20 protein-coding genes and 1 other RNA gene are annotated in these 18,611 nt (G+C 51.3%); 10 read left to right on the top strand and 11 right to left on the bottom strand.

Annotated elements, in window-relative coordinates:
* The first annotated feature begins 11 nt into the window (after positions 1-11).
* Positions 12-581: a YbaY family lipoprotein gene (locus tag OGW44_RS18575; RefSeq protein WP_104651308.1), complete on the top strand. Its 570-nt coding sequence runs from the start codon at positions 12-14 to the stop codon at positions 579-581.
* Positions 582-612: 31 nt separating this feature from the next.
* On the opposite strand, the gene OGW44_RS18570 is transcribed toward OGW44_RS18575, so the two are convergent.
* On the bottom strand, positions 613-924 hold the full coding sequence (locus OGW44_RS18570; protein WP_137379482.1) for an MGMT family protein: 312 nt from the start codon (positions 922-924) through the stop codon (positions 613-615).
* Between the two features lie 162 nt (positions 925-1,086).
* Between OGW44_RS18570 and ffs the strand changes: the two genes are divergently transcribed.
* From ffs to OGW44_RS18555, 3 genes are all read left to right on the top strand, one after another.
* Positions 1,087-1,183: signal recognition particle sRNA small type (gene ffs / locus OGW44_RS18565), an RNA gene on the top strand.
* A 197-nt stretch (positions 1,184-1,380) separates the two neighbouring features.
* Entirely contained in the window at positions 1,381-1,632 is a 252-nt protein-coding gene (locus OGW44_RS18560; protein ID WP_047501909.1) for a hypothetical protein, read from the top strand.
* Positions 1,629-1,847 carry a hypothetical protein gene (locus tag OGW44_RS18555; RefSeq protein WP_016152066.1) on the top strand — a complete coding sequence of 73 codons (219 nt, stop codon included), beginning with the start codon at positions 1,629-1,631 and terminating at the stop codon, positions 1,845-1,847. The genes OGW44_RS18560 and OGW44_RS18555 overlap by 4 nt, the downstream gene beginning before the upstream one ends.
* A gap of 59 nt (positions 1,848-1,906) precedes the next feature.
* On the opposite strand, the gene yczR is transcribed toward OGW44_RS18555, so the two are convergent.
* The gene (yczR, locus tag OGW44_RS18550) at positions 1,907-3,334 is read right to left on the bottom strand and encodes a MocR-like transcription factor YczR (RefSeq protein ID WP_185654226.1); all 1,428 of its coding nucleotides are present in this window, start codon (positions 3,332-3,334) and stop codon (positions 1,907-1,909) included.
* An 87-nt stretch (positions 3,335-3,421) separates the two neighbouring features.
* Here yczR and yczE point away from each other — a divergent pair, with 87 nt between their 5' ends.
* Complete coding sequence (gene yczE, locus OGW44_RS18545; protein ID WP_016155872.1) at positions 3,422-4,051, top strand: membrane protein YczE; 630 nt, start codon at positions 3,422-3,424, stop codon at positions 4,049-4,051.
* Positions 4,052-4,115: 64 nt separating this feature from the next.
* Complete coding sequence (locus OGW44_RS18540; RefSeq protein ID WP_003831033.1) at positions 4,116-4,469, top strand: DUF1428 domain-containing protein; 354 nt, start codon at positions 4,116-4,118, stop codon at positions 4,467-4,469.
* A gap of 51 nt (positions 4,470-4,520) precedes the next feature.
* Here OGW44_RS18540 and pdeB read toward each other — a convergent pair whose 3' ends face one another.
* Positions 4,521-6,074 (bottom strand): cyclic di-3',5'-guanosine monophosphate phosphodiesterase PdeB, encoded by a 1,554-nt coding sequence (gene pdeB, locus OGW44_RS18535; RefSeq protein WP_185654227.1) that lies wholly within the window; start codon positions 6,072-6,074, stop codon positions 4,521-4,523.
* A gap of 188 nt (positions 6,075-6,262) precedes the next feature.
* Here pdeB and OGW44_RS18530 point away from each other — a divergent pair, with 188 nt between their 5' ends.
* Positions 6,263-6,523: a type B 50S ribosomal protein L31 gene (locus OGW44_RS18530; RefSeq protein ID WP_016152070.1), complete on the top strand. Its 261-nt coding sequence runs from the start codon at positions 6,263-6,265 to the stop codon at positions 6,521-6,523.
* A gap of 1 nt (position 6,524) precedes the next feature.
* On the top strand, positions 6,525-6,665 hold the full coding sequence (gene ykgO, locus OGW44_RS18525; protein ID WP_005125190.1) for a type B 50S ribosomal protein L36: 141 nt from the start codon (positions 6,525-6,527) through the stop codon (positions 6,663-6,665).
* A gap of 78 nt (positions 6,666-6,743) precedes the next feature.
* On the opposite strand, the gene OGW44_RS18520 is transcribed toward ykgO, so the two are convergent.
* The 6 genes from OGW44_RS18520 to acrA all read right to left on the bottom strand — a co-directional run bounded on the left by OGW44_RS18520 (position 6,744) and on the right by acrA (position 13,536).
* Positions 6,744-7,214 carry a YlaC family protein gene (locus tag OGW44_RS18520; RefSeq protein ID WP_047416865.1) on the bottom strand — a complete coding sequence of 157 codons (471 nt, stop codon included), beginning with the start codon at positions 7,212-7,214 and terminating at the stop codon, positions 6,744-6,746.
* 116 nt (positions 7,215-7,330) lie between these two features.
* A complete protein-coding gene (gene maa, locus OGW44_RS18515; protein ID WP_185654228.1) occupies positions 7,331-7,882 on the bottom strand; it encodes a maltose O-acetyltransferase in 552 nt (183 codons plus the stop codon).
* A gap of 180 nt (positions 7,883-8,062) precedes the next feature.
* Positions 8,063-8,281, bottom strand: coding sequence for a hemolysin expression-modulating protein Hha (gene hha, locus OGW44_RS18510; protein WP_002892050.1), 219 nt, complete (start codon positions 8,279-8,281; stop codon positions 8,063-8,065).
* A gap of 27 nt (positions 8,282-8,308) precedes the next feature.
* Entirely contained in the window at positions 8,309-8,683 is a 375-nt protein-coding gene (gene tomB, locus OGW44_RS18505; protein WP_019076175.1) for an Hha toxicity modulator TomB, read from the bottom strand.
* Between the two features lie 487 nt (positions 8,684-9,170).
* A complete protein-coding gene (gene acrB, locus OGW44_RS18500; protein WP_016152073.1) occupies positions 9,171-12,320 on the bottom strand; it encodes an efflux RND transporter permease AcrB in 3,150 nt (1,049 codons plus the stop codon).
* Positions 12,321-12,342: 22 nt separating this feature from the next.
* Entirely contained in the window at positions 12,343-13,536 is a 1,194-nt protein-coding gene (gene acrA / locus OGW44_RS18495) for a multidrug efflux RND transporter periplasmic adaptor subunit AcrA (protein ID WP_185654229.1), read from the bottom strand.
* Positions 13,537-13,677: 141 nt separating this feature from the next.
* On the opposite strand from acrA, the gene acrR reads away from it, so the two are divergent.
* Entirely contained in the window at positions 13,678-14,328 is a 651-nt protein-coding gene (gene acrR, locus OGW44_RS18490; RefSeq protein ID WP_016152075.1) for a multidrug efflux transporter transcriptional repressor AcrR, read from the top strand.
* 127 nt (positions 14,329-14,455) lie between these two features.
* Positions 14,456-17,821, top strand: coding sequence for a mechanosensitive channel MscK (gene mscK, locus OGW44_RS18485; protein ID WP_016152076.1), 3,366 nt, complete (start codon positions 14,456-14,458; stop codon positions 17,819-17,821).
* 74 nt (positions 17,822-17,895) lie between these two features.
* Here mscK and rsmS read toward each other — a convergent pair whose 3' ends face one another.
* Complete coding sequence (rsmS, locus tag OGW44_RS18480) at positions 17,896-18,057, bottom strand: pleiotropic regulatory protein RsmS (RefSeq protein WP_019076177.1); 162 nt, start codon at positions 18,055-18,057, stop codon at positions 17,896-17,898.
* A 14-nt stretch (positions 18,058-18,071) separates the two neighbouring features.
* Positions 18,072-18,599, bottom strand: coding sequence for a primosomal replication protein N'' (gene priC / locus OGW44_RS18475; protein WP_016152078.1), 528 nt, complete (start codon positions 18,597-18,599; stop codon positions 18,072-18,074).
* Positions 18,600-18,611 lie beyond the last annotated feature (12 nt).

Here is an 18,611-nt window from a genome sequence, read left to right as displayed (position 1 = left end):
AGGAGAATTTAATGAAACTCGTGCACATGGTAAGTGGTTTAGCGGTTGCAGTCGCTCTGGCGGCCTGTGCCGATAAAAGCGCTGATATTCAGACACCTGCGCCAAGCCCTAATACGTCAATTTCTGACACACAGTCTAAAATTCAGCAGCCAAATGTCTCCGGTACAGTATGGATCCGTCAGAAAGTGGCCTTGCCACCCGATGCGGTACTAACCGTTACGCTGTCAGATGCTTCACTGGCCGATGCGCCGTCAAAAGTGCTGTCGCAAAAAGCGGTTCGTACTGAAGGTAAACAAGCGCCATTCAGCTTTGTATTACCGTTTAACCCGGCAGATATTCAACCTAACGCCCGTATTCTGCTGAGTGCGGCTATTACGGTAAATGATAAACTGGTCTTTATTACTGATACCGTTCAGACGGTCATCAATCAGGGTGGGACTAAAGCCGACCTGACGTTGGTCCCGGTACAGCAAACAGCAGTACCGGTTCAGGCGAGCGGTGGGGCTACTTCCACGGTTCCGTCTACTTCACCAACCCAGGTGAATCCATCATCTGCGGTTCCGGCTCCCACGCAGTACTAAGGTCGTTGTAACCCTCTCCGCCTGGAGAGGGTTAGTACACCCAGCGATAGCGCTGTAAATCGATCTGTCCGCTTCCTGAAACCACTATTCCTTCTGCGAGCAACGCCTGACGTTGTCGTTGCAGGTCGGGACCTGTCAGCGAAATGACCCCATGGCGATTGACCACCCGATGCCAGGGCAGGGCGCTGCCTTCGGGGAGACGCTTAAGCACGCCGCCTACCTGACGCGCAGCGCGCGGCGATCCCGCAAGCCGGGCAACATCGCCATACGTGGTGACGAAACCTTCGGGGATTGAAGCGACGATTTGCCAGACGCGTTGGGGGAAAGAGTCCTGTATATCCATCATTTATTCCTGCGCTAATCCTCCAGCATAATGCCGAATGGCGAAGGAGTGAAGCCGCATTGCACAAGAAAACAGCATCCGATGCTGGATGGGTTGCAATTACAGGGTGCAGCAGTGATAATGCGCCTGCGCGTTGGTTAACAACGCTCTCAATGGGGGCTCTGTTGGTTCTCCCGCAACACTACTCTGTTTACCAGGTCAGGTCCGGAAGGAAGCAGCCAAGGCAGATGACGTGTGTGCCGGGATGTAGCTGGCAGGGCCCCCACCCAATTCTGCCGTCCGGTAATTTCTCTTCTGTTTATCTTCTTTTCTTTGTCATCGTATCGTCATTTTATTGTCATCAAATACTGTCACTGTGTTTTGGGGATGTTATTTGAGCTTTTGCCGCCGCCATTGCGCTGTAATGACATGGTCTTACATCCGGTGTGTTGTGGCTGACCACAAGGATTTTCTACGATGTCGACCGCTGTATTGAATGTCAAAGTTGATGAGACGCTAAAAGAAAAGCTTCGCCATTATGCTGAAGTGCATAATGAAAATTTGAGTATCGCCACGGAAAAACTGCTACTGATCGCGTTTTCCGCCATTGAAGAGGTGGGAGTCTCCGCTGAGGATATCGATAGCCAGCATACGGAAGAATCCGTAGTTGATGCACTGACTCCTAAAGAAATCAAAGCATTGCGAAGATTACTGAAGAAGAAAAAATGAAACAACAATCGCTCTCAACCGCCTGTAATTATGGCGAAGCCTGTGAAATGCTGCGCTCCGGTTATGTGAAACACGTTCGTCTGAGCTGGAATGTCGGTAGCGATGAGTTCTTCCGTATTGCCTCCGACTGGTGTGATGCTGGGGCAAAAATTAAGAAAGATGGTGAGAATTTCGTGATTTCCCTGAAGGGTTTTCCGGTTCCTCCTCAGCGGTAGTATTGCCTGGACCTCCTCGTCCATCACGGCATTCAAGAGCGAGTCCTTTAACTCGTCGTTTAGATTATTTTACGCATTTTCCCACTGCTGGCCTGCAAGCGCAAGCTATCCCAAATGGGTTGCAACACTCTGAAGGCGCCACACGCTGTGTCATCCGGCAACGTGAAGGGCATACGCAAAAATCGGTCGAATGCGCCATCAAGGCCGAACCGCGTACCGGTTCCCAACTGAATGCCTGCACTTTCGGCGCGCGTGGCAAAGAGCGTCGCCAGCGTATCAGGCAGTTCAACCCAGAAAGAGAGTCCTCCTTGTGGCTGGGTAAACTGCCATTCCGGGAAATGTGAGTTCATCAGGCGCGAGCACAGGTCTCGCTGTGATGTGAGTCGGCGTCTTCTGTCAGGAAGAAAGTCCTCGGCGTTATCCAGCAGCCAGCTGGTGGCGAGTTGTTCAAGCACCGGGGAGCCCAAATCGAAGGTGTCGCGGGTTTGGACCAGCGCGGCAATGGTACGCGCCGACGCCCGAATCCAGCCCAGACGTAATCCGCCCCAAAAGCTTTTCCCTGCTGAACCGAGCAGGATGATTGGGGCATCGCGATTGAATGCGGCAAGCGGCGGTGGCGGTGGGGCGTCATACCACAGGTTCACCATGGTCTCATCGACCACCAACGTCGTGCGGGTTCTTTCAGCAATATCCGCCACGACCTGGCGAGTAGCGGTGTCCATACAGCGCCCGGTCGGGTTGTGAAAATCCGGCATCAGATAGGCCATTCTCGGTGCAGTTTGCGCGATGGTGGCGACCAGACCCGCCGTATCCCAACCGTGCTCGGGCAGCGACACGCCGACGGGGCGACATGACGCCCCTTGTATTGCTGCAATGGCCAGCGGATAAGTGGGGTGATCTACCACTACGCGATCGCCGGGGCCGGTGAGTAAACGCAGGATCAGTGCCAGACCGCTGACCGCGCCGTTCACGACCATTATTTCGTCGGGCTGCGTCGGGAGTCCGCGTTCGCAATAATGCCGGGCGATGGATTCACGCAAAACCGACAGTCCCTGCGGTAGATACCCGGAGCTCAGCAGATGCTGCGGCATTGCGAACAGTGCCTGCTGGTAAGCCTGATGAATTTCAGGACCGGCACTCAGCGCTGCCGTGGACAAATCAAGCGCTGTTCCAGTGCTGGTCCGCGTTGGCACATGGCGAATGTGCTCCGGCAGGATCACCCGTGAACCGCTACCATGTCGGCTTTCCAGATATCCCTCCTCACGCAGTTGTGCCATGGCGCTGGCGACGGTGGTTCGGCTGACTTGCAGAACGGCAGCGAGCTCGCGTTCACCGGGCAAGCGGCTATCCAGCGCCAGTCGCCCATCGAGGATCAGCAAACGTAACGCTTCTGCCAACTGTCGCCAGATGGGCGTTCGCGAGGGACTTTCTTGCCAGTGTCCGAGCAGGCGTTGCAAAGACTGGCTTCCGTAACGGCGAGATGACATAGCAGTCCACTTTTTGAAAACTGGACATTAATCATAGTGCCAATTGCGGTGAAGATGAAAGTTATCTGAGAGTAAGAGGGGAAGAACATGCTGCGTCGTTTACTTCAGCTGTTTATCGGGCTGACGCTGTACGGTGTGTCGACGGCGATGTTTGTCCGTGCCGATTTAGGGGCCGATCCGTGGAACGTGTTTCACCTGGGGGTGGCAAATTTACTGTCGATGAATATCGGCGTGGTGATTATTGCCGTGGGTGTGTTGGTGCTTCTGGCGTGGATACCGCTACGCCAGCGCCCAGGGTTTGGCACGTTAAGCAACGTGATTATGATTGGGCTGGCGGCAGATGTCGCGCTGCTGGTGATTCCGGGATTTGAATCCCTGCTGGCGCGCAGCGGGCTGCTGGTGTCAGCGGTGATACTGAATGCGTTAGCAACCGCTCTGTACATTGGTGCCGGTTTTGGCGCGGGCCCGCGTGACGGTCTGATGACTGGAATTCACGCGCGTACCGGCTGGCCAGTACGACGAATTCGAACCGCAATTGAAGTGTCGGTGCTGCTTATTGGTTGGCTGTTGGGTGGAACCGTTGGGTTTGGAACGGTGCTGTATGCACTGGCTATTGGGCCGCTGATTCAAATTTGCCTGCCATGGTTTTGCCATCAGCCGCAGGCGCGTATTCGTATCAGGAATGCGCCTGGGGCACGATCGCCTGCTGGCGACTAAACTTAACCTCGACTGACGCGGCCGGAATCGGCTTGCCGCGCAGTACACTTCGGAGGTTTTTCTCATGAAGTATGTTGATGGCTTTGTGGTTGCCGTACCCGCTGAAAACAAGGAGGCGTACATTGCGATGGCGGCAAAAGCAGCTCCGCTTTTCAAGGAGTTCGGTGCATTGCGCGTGGTGGAGTGCTGGGCAGATGATGTCCCCGACGGCAAACTGACCGATTTTCGCATGGCTGTGAAAGCGCAGGATCATGAAGAAGTGGTATTCAGCTGGATTGAATACCCTTCCAAAGAGGTCCGCGATGCGGCGAATCAGAAGATGATGTCCGATCCCCGTATGAAGGAATTCGGTGAATCTATGCCATTTGATGGCAAGCGAATGATCTACGGTGGATTTGCGCCCATTATGGAAGAGTGATGTGACTGGCTGTGCGGCGTGCCGCCAGCCATCTCAACATCAAGAGCCATGCTAAAGCCGTTTTTCTGCCCACAGAATAAATTCCGCTTTCGGCAGCGCTTTACTGTAGAGCCAGCCCTGACCGTACTGCACGCCGTGCTGGCGTAGCCAGGCTTCCTGATTCTCGGTTTCAATACCTTCTGCCACCATCTCCAGCTTCAGCGTTTTCGCGATCTCGATGATATGCGGCGTGACGTTGTTGTACTCCAGCGCATCGACGAACGATTTGTCGATCTTCAAGATATCCACATCCAGATCCTGCAAATAGCTAAGACTTGAATAGCCGGTACCAAAGTCATCAATATAGATCGAATGGCCTGCCTGTCGGTATTTAGCAATAAACGGCGCGCTGTTTTTTGGGTCGGCAAATTCGCGTTCGGTCAGTTCCAGCGCGATTTGTGCAGGCTTAAGTTGCCAGTGGTTCACCTTCTGGCTTAACAGAGCAGGAAGTGTTTCGGAGGTCAGATCGGCTGACTCAAGGTTAATGGATATATGCTGGTGGGGATATTGACGCAGCCATTTTCCTAAATCGTCAAATACGCTTTCAATAATCAAACGGGTGAGCGGCTCTGAAAGCCCGGTCTCTTGCGCCAGTGCGACGAAAATCTCAGGCGACAGATAGCTCCCGTCGGCCTGTGGCCAGCGAGCCAGCGCCTCTGCCCCGACCACTTTCCCCGTTTTGAGCGAGATAATCGGTTGGTAGTAGACCTTGATATCCCGATGCTGGATAGCGTCCTGCAACTGGTGATGAGGGGACTGCAAACGGCGCAAAATACGCAGAATAAAGGCTGCGGTGAGTAAGCCGAGAAGGATCCCTGCCGGCAGCCAGATTAGCGCTTGTCGGTGCCAGCTCTTTTGCAAAGGTACAGTGGATGCCCAGGTTACAACCGTAATGCCCAGTTCGGGGAAGGGGCGGGCGTTATAAATACTGCCGTCTTTCTGCAGATGGGTAATCGAACGCTCTAGTTGCACATGTTGTAAAACATCCGGTGGCAGATCGGTGCTACTGGCTACCACCGTGTTACGCGCGGTACCAAGGATAGCGACTTCAATCGGCCATGAGCCAAACGGGATGACATCAATAAAAGAACCGGGATCGATCATCACGACGTAATGCTTGCTACCTAATGCCGCCATAAAACGCTTGATGCCCAAATCGTTTTGCATGGTCAACCATGCGTGGTAGCCATCGGGCGTGATTTTCATTGCAGGAGGAAACGCGGCTGCCCGGCTTCTTTTTTCCAGGGATGAGCATTGTGGAACGTTATCTTTGAGGTACAGCACTTCCTGAATATAGCGATAGCTATATGACAAACGACGCATTTCAAGCAGATGCTCTTCACTACAAGGTTCACCCTGAAAAGCTTCAATATGGCGCAACGCTTTTTTGGCCTGTTCACCTACGCGTTCCGTACGTAATGCGACTCGGGTTGAGAACATATCGAGCTCATCGATAAATTTCGTTTCGACCTGACGATGCGCCAGCCACAGGCTTAAACCTACGGGCGCGAGGATGGAAAGAAACAGCACCCCAGTCACCAGGCTTATCAGATGTCGTGTTATCACAGTGATATCCTTATTAACACAGCGTAGGGAAAGTATATCCGAAAGCCGAAAAAGCTATTCGATTGGCATCATATATTTACGGCCACTTATCATCCCGTTTAACTCTTAATCGCGTAAACCGGGTTGTGATTTATACAAGAGTGGTGTATTTTTATGGTTATGTTATAACGTAACAAATTGAGGTTACCATGAAGCCGGATATTCATCCTTTTTACCGCACTGTGGTGTTTCACGATACCAGCGCCAATGAATTTTTTAAGGTCGGCTCGACCATTAAAACGGAACGTGAGATTGAGTTTGAGGGGAAAATGTACCCGTACGTGACCCTGGATATCTCTTCCAAATCGCATCCGTACTATACCGGGAAACAAAAAACCTTTGATAACGAAGGCAGTGCAGCACGTTTCCAGAAACGTTTTGGTCATTTTATTGGCACTAAGCGAGGTTAAGATGCAGGTACTCAATTCACTTCGTAGTGCAAAACAGCGTCATCCTGACTGCCAGATAGTGAAACGCAAAGGGCGTTTGTACGTAATCTGTAAAACGAATCCGCGCTTTAAAGCTGTTCAGGGGCGTAAAAAAAGACGTTAGTTTCTTTACAAAAATTTCAGGAATTAAAGTGCGTTTCCTTCACCGGGACGCACTTTTTTTATCTGTGTTGAGATGTCGTTACTGGCTGGCCTGGGGACGGGTTAGCGTAAAGACATCGTAAAACGAGAGTTCACCCTTACGCGATATCATCTTTTGCAGCTGCGCTTTATGTTCGCTATCGACGGAAGGTGAGTGCAGGATGGTATCGATGAGTGAAGGGGGGACAAAGCGCGTGTTATACCATTCCCCGTTATAGCAAACTCTGAAATCCAGTACGTCGATATCTTCAAAGCGGTATCGCGGCGCAACGTCGAAAAAGAAAAACGCGTTGAGTATGACGAACAGAACCACCAGCAGCCATACTGAATCGACTAACGTTTCTGACTGCAGCATCACCGCCAGCGTGGCAAACCACGCAACATACATGCCGATGAACAAGCCGGGATGTTTGCGAATAAAGCTGATGCTAAAGCGCGGTTTGTTGTCGCGCTTTTCGCGAATATTTAAGTCGTCGATGGTTTCGGTAAGCAGGCGCTGTATTTCTGTCATCTCTTGCCTTTGTGGTGTCTGCGATATTCAGATGCGATCGCCCTATTTTAAAAGGGGATACCTTGTGAAGAAAGTAACAGATTAACCACAATTTAGCATAACAGTTACATTTAAGATCACAGCGTTTTGATAATTCTGGCGGGATTGCCCCCAACCACGCAGTTTGCCGGAACGCTTTTCGTGACCACCGCGCCCGAGGCCACAACCACGTTATCACCCAACGTTACGCCAGGGTTTATCACTGCGCGTCCACCTATCCAGACGTTGTGGCCAATAGTCACGGGTTTGCCGAGCTCCAGGCCACTGTTTCGCTCGGTGGCATCCAGCGGGTGGGTGGCGGTATAAATATGGACTCCTGGGGCTAACATGCAGTTGTCGCCAATATGGATCGGGCAGACGTCGAGCATAACGCAGTCGAAGTTGGCGTAAAATTCTTTACCGAGATAAATGTTATAGCCGTAATCACAACGAAAAGAGGGTTCAATGTAAGCCCCTTCGCTCTGGCCCAACAGCTCATGCAGGATAGCTTGTCGCGCATTTTTTTCATCGGGAGCGGTGAGGTTGTAGCGATGGGTCAACTGACGAGCGCGTAGTCGGTCGTGGCGCAATGTTTCATCCGCCGGGCGATAAAGTTTACCGGCGATCATTTTTTGCTTTTCATTACTCATTACGAATTTCCTGTGTACTGGAGGTCATTTCAACACAGTAAAACGCAATGCAAACAAGGGGAACGTTCCCACTTCTTCGCTGTGATCGTAGTCACGTGATTTGATTTAAATAACCATTGTAAATACGAAAATGGTCAGCCAGACAAATGTACCGCTATACCTGACTTAACCCGTGAGCAATTAGCGAATGAATTTCCAAACAGAAGTTGGAATCTTGTCGTAGAGCTTATTCATGGTCAATTCAGCAAGGCGGTGATCTGCTGCTGAGTAAAATACAGCCAGTTCGTTGTCGGACAATTCATATTTATTTTTTTCAATAACGCGCTCAAGTGTGTCAATTGTCTGACAACGTCGCAGGCGCATCAAATAATCAGTTTTAGTTAATGGTTTATCGGACATAAATCTTACCTATGATTGTAATAATTTTTAACAAGACAAACTAACAGGATTAGCCCTGGTGGCATTGACAAAACAGCGAAACAGTCGATTACCTGACTTCCGCCATTTCTGCAGATCCTGCGTATTAATACCATAACTGCTGAACAACATAAAAGTGTCATCCAGGTATTCATCTATCTGCGCGACCAGCTTATTGTCCTCATTGTACTTAATTTTATAATTAAGTGCGAAGGTTGCAATATGCTCTATCAGTTCATTGAGCTGCAAGCTGGTGGCAGAGGTAGGGTCATTAACCCAGCCATGGTTACTTTGTTCAAGGTTTGCAAGACAGTCATGATACAGGGTTTCGCAGAGAAATTTAAGCTGCGCGATATCATGTCTTTTGGGTGAGTATTCATCCATAACGCATCCCCTTCTTCGTGGCTTAAACTAACCGAACACCTTCGGGATGGATACAACAGACTACCTGGAACTTGCCCGCGACTCCTGATGATTTAACTATAATCTAGTCTAAAAAAGATTTCATCGTCATATCACGAAAAATTACAATTATGCAAACTTATGATGTCAGGTCATTTTTACATTTTAACAGATAAATGCGGTTATTCGGAATCGGACAATTTCTTTATCCTTCGGGCAATCATTGAGTTATCTTGATTAGGTTTAGCAACGAAAGGTAACAATCGACAATGTGAACCGCTTACCAGGAATAATCTTAATATTTATTAAAGTAAATAAGAACTCTCAATGATTTTTAAGAATAGCCTTTAAGGCTACAGGGATTATATCGCTTATTTACCCTGGAGAAAATAAACGAAATAGCAATAAGTGATTTTTATGATTTTTCCAGAAAAAAGGCCGCTTGCGCGGCCTTATCTTTAGAGATCTATCAATGATGGTCTACTGAGTGGCTATGCTCAAGATCTTCACTTTTGCGGCTAAAGCGGCGGCGTACCACCACAAAGAACACCGGAACAAAGAAGATAGCCAACACGGTTGCCGTCACCATCCCGCCCATTACGCCAGTACCAACGGCGTTCTGCGCGCCGGAGCCTGCGCCGGAGCTGATAACCAGCGGCATTACGCCCAGAATAAAGGCCAGCGATGTCATCAGGATCGGACGTAAACGCATGCGGACCGCATCCAGCGTCGCCTCTATCAGACCTTTACCCTCTTTATCCATCAAGTCTTTGGCGAATTCGACGATAAGTATCGCGTTCTTCGCCGACAACCCAATGGTTGTGAGCAGGCCTACCTGGAAGTAAACGTCGTTGGTCAGGCCGCGGAACGTTGCCGCCAGCAATGCACCGATAACACCTAACGGTACCACCAGCATGACGGAGAACGGAATTGACCAGCTCTCGTACAATGCCGCCAGACACAGGAATACGACAATCAGTGAAATGGCATACAGAGCAGGGGCCTGGTTGCCGGACAGTCGTTCCTGGTAGGACATACCGGTCCAGTCATAGCCGATACCGGATGGCAGTTTGCTGGCCAGTTCCTCCATCATTGCCATGGCTTCACCGGTACTTTTACCCGGTGCGGCCTGGCCTAAGATTTCCATGGAAGGCAGACCGTTATAGCGTTCCAGACGCGGTGAACCATATTCCCAACGTGAGGTAGAGAAGGCGGAGAACGGTACCATCTGTCCATCGCTGCCGCGGACATACCAGTTTCCAATATCTTCCGGCAACATACGGTATTTCGCTTCAGACATGATGTAAACTTTCTTCACACGACCACGGTCGATGAAGTCATTTACGTAGCTTCCGCCCCATGCTGCACCCAGCGTTGTATTAATATCACTAATGGATACACCCAGAGCCTGCGCTTTTTCCTGATCGATATCGATCTTGAACTGCGGCGTGTCTTCCAGACCGTTAGGACGTACGCCGACTAACAGATCAGGATGTTTCGCAACTTCACCAAACAGCTGGTTACGCGCCTGAGTCAGCTTCTCATGACCTAAACCTGCCTGGTCAATCAGCTGGAAGTCGAAACCGGTCGCGGTCCCTAACTCCACAATCGCTGGCAGGTTAAAAGCGAAGACCATCGCGTCTTTAATCTGCGAGAATGCGCCCATCGCACGTTGAGTAATTGCCTCAACCTTGTTCTCCTCGCCTGGACGTTCACTCCAGTCTTTCAGAGACACGAACGCGATACCGGTGTTCTGACCACGTCCTGCAAAACCGAAGCCGTTAACGGCAAACACCGATTCAACGTTCGCTTTTTCTTTGGTCAGATAGTAATCCGTCATTTCGTCCAGCACCTTCTGGGTACGCTCTTGCGTTGCACCCGCTGGCAGCTGAGCCATTGACAGGAATACCCCCTGGTCTTCATCCGGCAGGAACGAGCTTGGCAGACGAACAAACAGATAGGCCATACCCACGACGATGATCAGATACAGCGCCAGATAACGACCGGTGCTGCGCAGAATTCCGCCCACGCTGTCGGTGTAATGGTGCGTGCTCTTATCGAACATGCGGTTAAACCAGCCGAAGAAACCTTTTTTGCCTTCTCCGTGATCGCCTTTAGCAACCGGTTTGAGCATGGTCGCACACAGGGCAGGGGTCAGAATCAATGCCACCAGGACTGATAACGCCATCGCCGAAACAATAGTGATGGAGAACTGACGGTAAATTGCACCGGTAGATCCCCCGAAGAAGGCCATCGGAATAAATACCGCTGAAAGCACCATAGCGATACCAACCAGTGCGCCCTGAATCTGGCCCATCGATTTACGCGTTGCTTCCTTCGGTGGTAGCCCTTCCTCAGCCATTACACGTTCAACGTTCTCGACCACAACGATGGCGTCATCCACCAACAGGCCGATGGCGAGCACCATCCCGAACATCGTCAGCGTGTTTATCGAGAAGCCGAAAATCGCAAGGACGGCAAACGTACCCAATAGCACCACCGGCACGGCGATAGTCGGAATCAGCGTCGCGCGGAAGTTCTGCAGGAACAGATACATTACCAGGAACACGAGGATGATGGCTTCCGCCAGCGTTTTCACTACTTCGTGAATAGAGATTTTCACGAACGGCGTGGTGTCATACGGGTAAACGATCTTCAGACCTGACGGGAAGAACGGTTCCATCTTCTTCAGTTCATCGCGGATAGCGTTTGCGGTGTCCAGGGCGTTAGCGCCTGTCGCCAGCTTGATACCCAGACCGGATGCCGGTTTACCGTTGAACTTCGCAATGATGTCGTAGTTCTCACCACCCAGTTCGACTTTCGCTACGTCACGCAGGCGCACCTGGGAACCGTCCTGATTCACTTTCAGCAGAATTTTGCTGAACTCATCGGCGGAGGTTAGACGGGTTTGCGCGATGATCGAAGCGTTAAGCTGCTGGCCTTTCACCGGCGGCGTACCGCCTAACTGACCGGCTGCAACCTGGGCGTTCTGCGCTTTGATGGCGCTAATCACATCAACCGGCGTCAGCTGGAAGTTATTCAGTTTGTTCGGATCCATCCAGATGCGCATCGCGTACTGGGAACCGAACAGCTGAACATCACCCACACCTGAAGTACGGCTGATGGCGTCCTTCATGTTGGCGCCCACGTAGTCGGAAATATCCTCCTGCGTCATGGTGCCGTTGGTGTTGATAACGCCGACAACCATCAGGAAGCTACTGGATGATTTCTCAACGCTCACACCCTGTTGTTGTACTTCCTGCGGCAGAAGCGGCATTGCCAACTGCAGTTTGTTCTGCACCTGTACCTGCGCGATATCCGCATCAGTACCAGACTGAAAGGTAAGCGTGATCTGCACGGTACCCGTGGAGTCACTGTTTGAGGACATGTACATCAGGTTATCGATACCGTTCATATTCTGTTCGATAACCTGCGTAACAGTATCCTGTACTGTTTTGGCATCAGCGCCAGGGTAGGTCGCGGAGATCGTCACTGCTGGCGGTGCAATAGTCGGATATTGCGCTACCGGCAATTTGAGGATCGCGAGCCCCCCTGCCAACATGATGATAATGGCGATCACCCACGCAAATATTGGGCGATCGATAAAGAAATTAGGCATGTCTTAACGGCTCCTGTTTAAGTTAAGACTTGGACTGTTCAGGCTGGCTACCGCTTGCAGCTTGCTGGTTGTTATCAGCGGTGATTTCCTGCGCTTTTACCTGCGCGCCAGGACGTACTTTTTGCAGCCCAGTGACAATCACGCGGTCGCCCGGTTTAAGTCCATCAGTGACTAACCATTTGTCGCCAATCGCTTGTGCGGCGACAATTTGACGGGTTTCAACTTTGTTGTCTGCACCGATAACCAATGCACTGGCATCGCCACGCGGTGTGCGGGTAACGCCTTGCTGTGGAACCAGTAATGCAGTTGGGTTAGTCCCTTCTTCCAGACGAGCACGGACGAACATACCCGGCAGTAAGGTGTGATCCGGGTTAGGGAAGATTGCGCGTAACGTAATCGACCCGGTGGTTTGATCTACCGTGACATCAGAAAATTCCAGCGTACCGGACTGCGGGAATTTAATGCCGTCATTGGTCACCAGTTCGACTTTCGCTTTACCGTTTTCCTGCTTCAGCGTGCCGTTGGTCAACTCTTGTTTCAGGCGCAGGAAATCGTTGCTTGACTGCGTCACGTCCACATAGATGGGATCCAACTGCTGAACGGTTGCCAGTGCGGTTGCCTGACCGTTTTGCACCAGAGCGCCTTCAGTAACGGATGATTTACCAATGCGGCCGCTGATCGGCGACGTCACTTTGGTATAAGCCAGATTGATGCGTGCAGTTTCTACCGCGGCTTTCGCGGCGACAACGGAGGCGTTCGCCTGCTGTGCGTCTGCCAGTGCACTATCGTAATCCTGTTGACTGATGTACTTAGTACCCAACAGTTTCTGATAACGTTTGACCGTCAGTTGAGCGATATTTGCTGCGGCTTGCGCTTTTGCCAGATCGCCTTTTGCGCTTTCATAAGCGGCCTGGTAAGTAGCAGGATCAATCTGATAGAGAGATACACCCGCTTCGATGTCACCACCTTCCGTGAAATTACGCTTCAGGATAATACCGCTAACCTGAGGACGAACTTCTGCAATGCGATACGCACTGGTGCGACCCGGGAGTTCGGTTGTTATCTGTAGAGGTTCAGTTTTGAGCGTAACAACTCCAACCTCTGGCATCTGCTGGCCCCCTTGTTGGGCCTGTTTGTCGTCACATCCTGTTAGCGCTAAGCTGCCTGAGAGCATCAGAACGACTGCCAGAGGCGTTAACCCTCTGTTTTTGTTCATATGTAAACCTCGAGTGTCCGATTTCAAATTGATCAATGGCTGAAAGCCCATAAACCCATTGCTGCGTTTATATTATCGTCGTGCTATGGTACATACATTCACAAATGTATGTAAATCTAACGCCTGTAAATTCACTGACCTATGGCACGAAAAACCAAACAACAAGCACAGGAAACTCGACAGCACATTCTCGATGTCGCTCTGCGTTTGTTTTCGCAACAAGGGGTATCATCCACCTCGCTTGCGGAGATCGCAGCAGCCGCTGGTGTCACGCGCGGCGCGATCTATTGGCATTTCAAAAACAAATCGGATTTATTCAGTGAAATCTGGGAGCTAGCAAAACCTAACATTGATGAGTTAGAGACTGAGTATCAGGCAAAATTCCCCGACGATCCACTATCAGTATTAAGAGAAATTTTAATTTACGTTCTTGAAGCTACCGTGACAGAAGAACGCCGACGTTTATTGTTGGAAATTATATTCCACAAATGCGAATTTGTCGGGGAAATGGCCTCAGTTCAGCTAGCTCAACGCAGTCTGTGTATTGAAAATTACGACCGTATCGAACAAACATTGCGGCACTGCATGAACGCCAACATGCTGCCGGAAAATCTGAACACGCGTCGCGTGGCGGTGCTGCTGCGTAGTTATGTTACCGGAATTATCGAGAACTGGTTATTTGCCCCTGAATCTTTTGATCTGAAAAAAGAGGCTCGGGAATATGTCGCCGTGCTGCTTGAGATGTGTCTTCTCTGCCCAACCTTGCGGGTTAACGTAGCGGAAACCTGTTAACTCTCTGAGTCTGTACCAGGAATTCTCCTGGTCATTTTGCCTCCTGCTATTCTGCCGGTCACAGCCGTGATATTCTTGCCGCTTGACTATTTTCGGTCACTTTTCCGGTTCAGAAACCTTCATTCTCATGACTATGTTGCAGCTCTATAAACGTTCACAGCATCTTATTGCTATTACCATTCTTTTCTTCATTCTATTGCTATCCTGCCAGTCATCTGCATTTGCGCGGGCGCAACAGAGTGGTGAACTGCCGACGAAAGCGGATATTCAGAGCCAGTTAGACACGCTGAATAAACAAAAAGATCTCTCCGCACAGGATAAGCTGGTTCAACAGGATCTCATCGATACCATTGCCACGCTGGATAAAATCGATCGTGTGAAGGATGAAACCGTACAGCTTCGGCAAAAAGTTGCCCAGGCGCCGGAGAAAATGCGTCAGGCGACGGATGCGCTAAATTCGCTTAGCGATGTCGATAATGACGATGAAACGCGAAAAACGCTGAGTACGCTCTCCTTACGACAGCTTGAGTCGCGCGTGTCGCAGGTCCTGGATGACCTGCAAAGCTCGCAAAATGATCTGGCCGCTTACAACAGCCAACTGGTATCGCTGCAGACACAGCCAGAGCGCGTACAAAATGCGATGTACACCGCGTCGCAACAGATGCAGCAAATCCGCAATCGACTCGATGGCACCACTGTGGGAGAGGCGGCTTTACGCCCCAGCCAGCAGGTGCTGCTGCAGGCGCAGCAAGCGTTGCTGAACGCGCAGATCGACCAGCAGCGTAAGAGCCTCGAAGGGAATACCGTTTTGCAGGATACCCTGCAAAAACAACGCGATTATGTGACGGCGCACAGTAACCGCCTTGAACACCAGCTCCAGCTCCTGCAAGAGGCGGTGAACAGCAAACGACTGACGTTAACCGAAAAGACGGCACAGGAAGCGGTAACGCCGGACGAAGCCGAGCGTATTCAGTCCAATCCGTTAGTGAAGCAGGAGCTTGATGTTAACCATCAGCTCAGCCAGCGCCTGATTGCCGCGACTGAAAACGGCAACAGCCTGATGCAGCAAAATATCAAGGTCAAAAACTGGCTTGACCGCGCGCTGCAATCCGAACGCAACATTAAAGAGCAGATCGCCGTTCTGAAAGGCAGTCTGCTGCTGTCGCGCATTTTATATCAGCAACAACAAACGCTGCCGTCGGCGGATGAGCTTGCCGATATGACCAACCGGATCGCCGATTTGCGTCTGGAGCAGTTCGAAGTCAACCAGCAGCGCGATACGTTGTTCCAGAATGATGCGTTTGTCGCCAAACTGGAAGAAGGGCACAGCAACGACGTTAACCCTGAAGTCCATGATGCCCTGCTGCAGGTCGTGGATATGCGTCGTGAACTGTTGGATCAGCTAAATAAGCAGCTGGGCAACCAGTTGATGATGGCGATTAATCTGCAAATCAACCAGCAGCAGTTAATGAGCGTGTCGAAAAACCTGAAAGAGATCCTCACGCAGCAAATCTTCTGGGTTAACAGTAACCGTCCGATGGACTGGGACTGGATCAAAGCCTTCCCGCAAACCCTAAAAGACCAGTTTAAGTCGATGAAAATCACGGTGAACTGGGAAAAAGCCTGGCCCGCCGTGTTTATTGCGTTCCTGGCAGGGCTGCCGCTGCTGCTTATCGCCGGGTTAATCCGCTGGCGTTTGAAGTGGCTGAAGGATTATCAGGCAAAATTAGCCGCCGCGGTGGGTAACCTGCGCAATGACAGTCAGCTTAATACGCCAAAAGCGATTCTGATCGATCTCATCAGAGCCTTGCCGGCATGTCTGATTATCCTCGCGGTGGGTCTGATTCTGCTGACTATGCAGCTGAATATTAGCGACCTGCTGTGGGCGTTCAGTAAGAAGATGACCATCTTCTGGCTGGTGTTTGGTCTGTGCTGGAAGGTGCTGGAAAAAGATGGCGTGGCGATACGTCATTTTGGCATGCCAGCGAAGCAGACCAGCCACTGGCGTCGCCAGATTGTGCGTATTAGCCTTGCGCTGTTGCCGCTTAACTTCTGGTCGGTCATTGCTGAGCTGTCGCCGCTTAATTTGATGGACGATGTGCTTGGCCAGGTGGTCATTTTCCTCAACCTGCTGCTGATCGCCTTCCTGGTATGGCCAATGTGCCGCGAAAGCTGGCGTGACAAAGAGTCGCATGGTCTGCGTCTGGTCACTATTACCGTGCTGTCTATTATTCCGATTGCATTAATGGTGCTGACGGCGACAGGGTATTTCTACACCACGCTGCGCCTGGCGGGCCGCTGGATTGAAACGGTCTATCTGGTTATCCTCTGGAATCTGCTGTACCAGACGGTGCTGCGAGGGTTGAGCGTAGCGGCACGCCGTATCGCCTGGCGTCGTGCGTTAGCGCGTCGTCAAAACCTGGTGAAAGAAGGGGCCGAAGGCGCAGAGCCGCAGGAAGAACCGACTATTGCGCTGGAACAGGTTAACCAGCAAACGCTGCGTATAACCATGCTGGTGATGGTTGCCCTGTTTGGTGTTCTGTTCTGGGCCATTTGGTCTGATTTGATCACCGTGTTCAGCTATCTCGACAGCATAACGCTCTGGCATTACAACGGCACCGAAGCGGGTGCGGCAGTGGTGAAAGACGTCACCATGGGCAGCCTGTTGTTTGCGATTATTGCGTCAATGGTCGCGTGGGCGCTGATCCGCAACTTACCCGGCCTGCTGGAAGTGCTGGTGCTCTCGCGACTGAAGATGCGCCAGGGGGCTTCTTATGCGATCACCACGATCCTGAATTACGCCATCATCGCCATCGGTGCGATGACGGTCTTCGGATCGCTCGGCGTCTCGTGGGATAAGCTACAGTGGCTGGCCGCTGCTCTCTCGGTTGGTCTTGGTTTCGGCTTGCAGGAAATTTTCGGTAACTTTGTTTCCGGTCTGATTATTCTGTTTGAACGCCCGGTACGCATCGGCGATACCGTGACCATCGGTACGTTCTCCGGAACGGTCAGCAAGATCCGTATCCGTGCCACCACCATTACTGACTTCGATCGTAAAGAGGTGATCATCCCGAACAAAGCATTCGTGACGGAGCGTTTGATCAACTGGTCGCTCTCCGATACCACCACGCGTCTGGTGATCCGCATTGGCGTGGCCTATGGTTCGGATCTGGACAAAGTGAAGAAGGTGCTGTTGCAGGCGGCGACAGAACACCCGAAAGTGATGCACGATCCGGAGCCTGCAGTGTTCTTTACCGCCTTCGGTGCCAGCACGCTGGATCATGAGCTGCGTTTATACGTGCGTGAATTGCGCGATCGTAGCCACACGGTTGATGAACTTAACCGGGCGGTCGATCGTTTGTGCCGTGAAAATGACATTGATATCGCCTTTAACCAGCTCGAAGTTCACCTGCATAACGCGAAAGGTGACACCGTGACCGAGGTTAAGCGTGACATCATTAAAGGTGACGATCCGACGCCTTCGGTAGGTTAACAGAAATAATCATCAGGCCTGCGAGCTTCGATTCATTCGTAGGCCTGATAAGTGCAACGCCATCAGGTTTTCAGTTACCGCTCTTTTTTAGATAAAGAGAGCAGTTTCTTCTCGTAATCTTGCTTCACAATCTCCAGTGCTTTCAGAACTGTTTCAGGCTCCATCTGATTCTCTTCAAGCAGGACAATCAAATCGACGGCCAGTTTGACTTCATCTGGGGCGTTCTCTAATGACATAAATTCTCCGGGGATTAGCGGGTTAAACGCGCCAGCACATTATCTATTCTTGCCAGTGCATGACGACAGCGTGCCAGTCGTGCTTCGAATGCCTCTACTTCGCGATGCAGTTTTTGCTGTTCTTCAAAGCCCGTAACCTGTGCCAGGCGTTCTTTACGTTCACGCGTCATTTCAACCAGGCGGCGCTCAAACTCCTGGTGTTGAACTCGCTTACGCTGCCAGCGCGCCAGGCCAGGAGAGGCGCTGTCCCACTCCCGGAGCGACCAACTGGCGGTTTCACGTGAAATCGCCTCTAACTGTGAGGCAAGGTGTTCCGTAAGCCAGGTAATTTGTGGTAGTTGTTGCTGTTCAACTGCGCGACGTAGAGCAGTGAGATTATCATCAGCTTCATCCAGACAGGCCTGTAGCAACGTGCTGCGGGTGTGAAACAGATGCCTGTCAAAGCGGGCGCTAAGCGTGGCATGGTGTGCCAGTGGGGCACAACGCTGCCGCAAGCGGTTAAGCTGGTTTTCGAGCGTCTGAAGCAGCATGACGGTTTTCACGACAACACTCCG

It is taken from the genome of Citrobacter sp. Cb023, from assembly GCF_030336805.1.
Classification (GTDB): Bacteria; Pseudomonadota; Gammaproteobacteria; order Enterobacterales; family Enterobacteriaceae; genus Citrobacter; species Citrobacter braakii.
The sequence above is the reverse complement of the archived record's forward strand: the minus strand, read 5'-3'. Positions and strand labels throughout refer to the sequence as shown.

Coding starts and splice junctions, on each gene's coding strand:
- OGW44_RS18575 (WP_104651308.1), top strand. CDS start 12: ATGAAACTCGTGCACATGGTAAGTGGTTTAGCGGTTGCAGTCGCTCTG.
- OGW44_RS18570 (WP_137379482.1), bottom strand. CDS start 924: ATGGATATACAGGACTCTTTCCCCCAACGCGTCTGGCAAATCGTCGCT.
- OGW44_RS18560 (WP_047501909.1), top strand. CDS start 1,381: ATGTCGACCGCTGTATTGAATGTCAAAGTTGATGAGACGCTAAAAGAA.
- OGW44_RS18555 (WP_016152066.1), top strand. CDS start 1,629: ATGAAACAACAATCGCTCTCAACCGCCTGTAATTATGGCGAAGCCTGT.
- yczR (WP_185654226.1), bottom strand. CDS start 3,334: ATGTCATCTCGCCGTTACGGAAGCCAGTCTTTGCAACGCCTGCTCGGA.
- yczE (WP_016155872.1), top strand. CDS start 3,422: ATGCTGCGTCGTTTACTTCAGCTGTTTATCGGGCTGACGCTGTACGGT.
- OGW44_RS18540 (WP_003831033.1), top strand. CDS start 4,116: ATGAAGTATGTTGATGGCTTTGTGGTTGCCGTACCCGCTGAAAACAAG.
- OGW44_RS18530 (WP_016152070.1), top strand. CDS start 6,263: ATGAAGCCGGATATTCATCCTTTTTACCGCACTGTGGTGTTTCACGAT.
- ykgO (WP_005125190.1), top strand. CDS start 6,525: ATGCAGGTACTCAATTCACTTCGTAGTGCAAAACAGCGTCATCCTGAC.
- OGW44_RS18520 (WP_047416865.1), bottom strand. CDS start 7,214: ATGACAGAAATACAGCGCCTGCTTACCGAAACCATCGACGACTTAAAT.
- maa (WP_185654228.1), bottom strand. CDS start 7,882: ATGAGTAATGAAAAGCAAAAAATGATCGCCGGTAAACTTTATCGCCCG.
- hha (WP_002892050.1), bottom strand. CDS start 8,281: ATGTCCGATAAACCATTAACTAAAACTGATTATTTGATGCGCCTGCGA.
- tomB (WP_019076175.1), bottom strand. CDS start 8,683: ATGGATGAATACTCACCCAAAAGACATGATATCGCGCAGCTTAAATTT.
- acrB (WP_016152073.1), bottom strand. CDS start 12,320: ATGCCTAATTTCTTTATCGATCGCCCAATATTTGCGTGGGTGATCGCC.
- acrA (WP_185654229.1), bottom strand. CDS start 13,536: ATGAACAAAAACAGAGGGTTAACGCCTCTGGCAGTCGTTCTGATGCTC.
- acrR (WP_016152075.1), top strand. CDS start 13,678: ATGGCACGAAAAACCAAACAACAAGCACAGGAAACTCGACAGCACATT.
- mscK (WP_016152076.1), top strand. CDS start 14,456: ATGACTATGTTGCAGCTCTATAAACGTTCACAGCATCTTATTGCTATT.
- rsmS (WP_019076177.1), bottom strand. CDS start 18,057: ATGTCATTAGAGAACGCCCCAGATGAAGTCAAACTGGCCGTCGATTTG.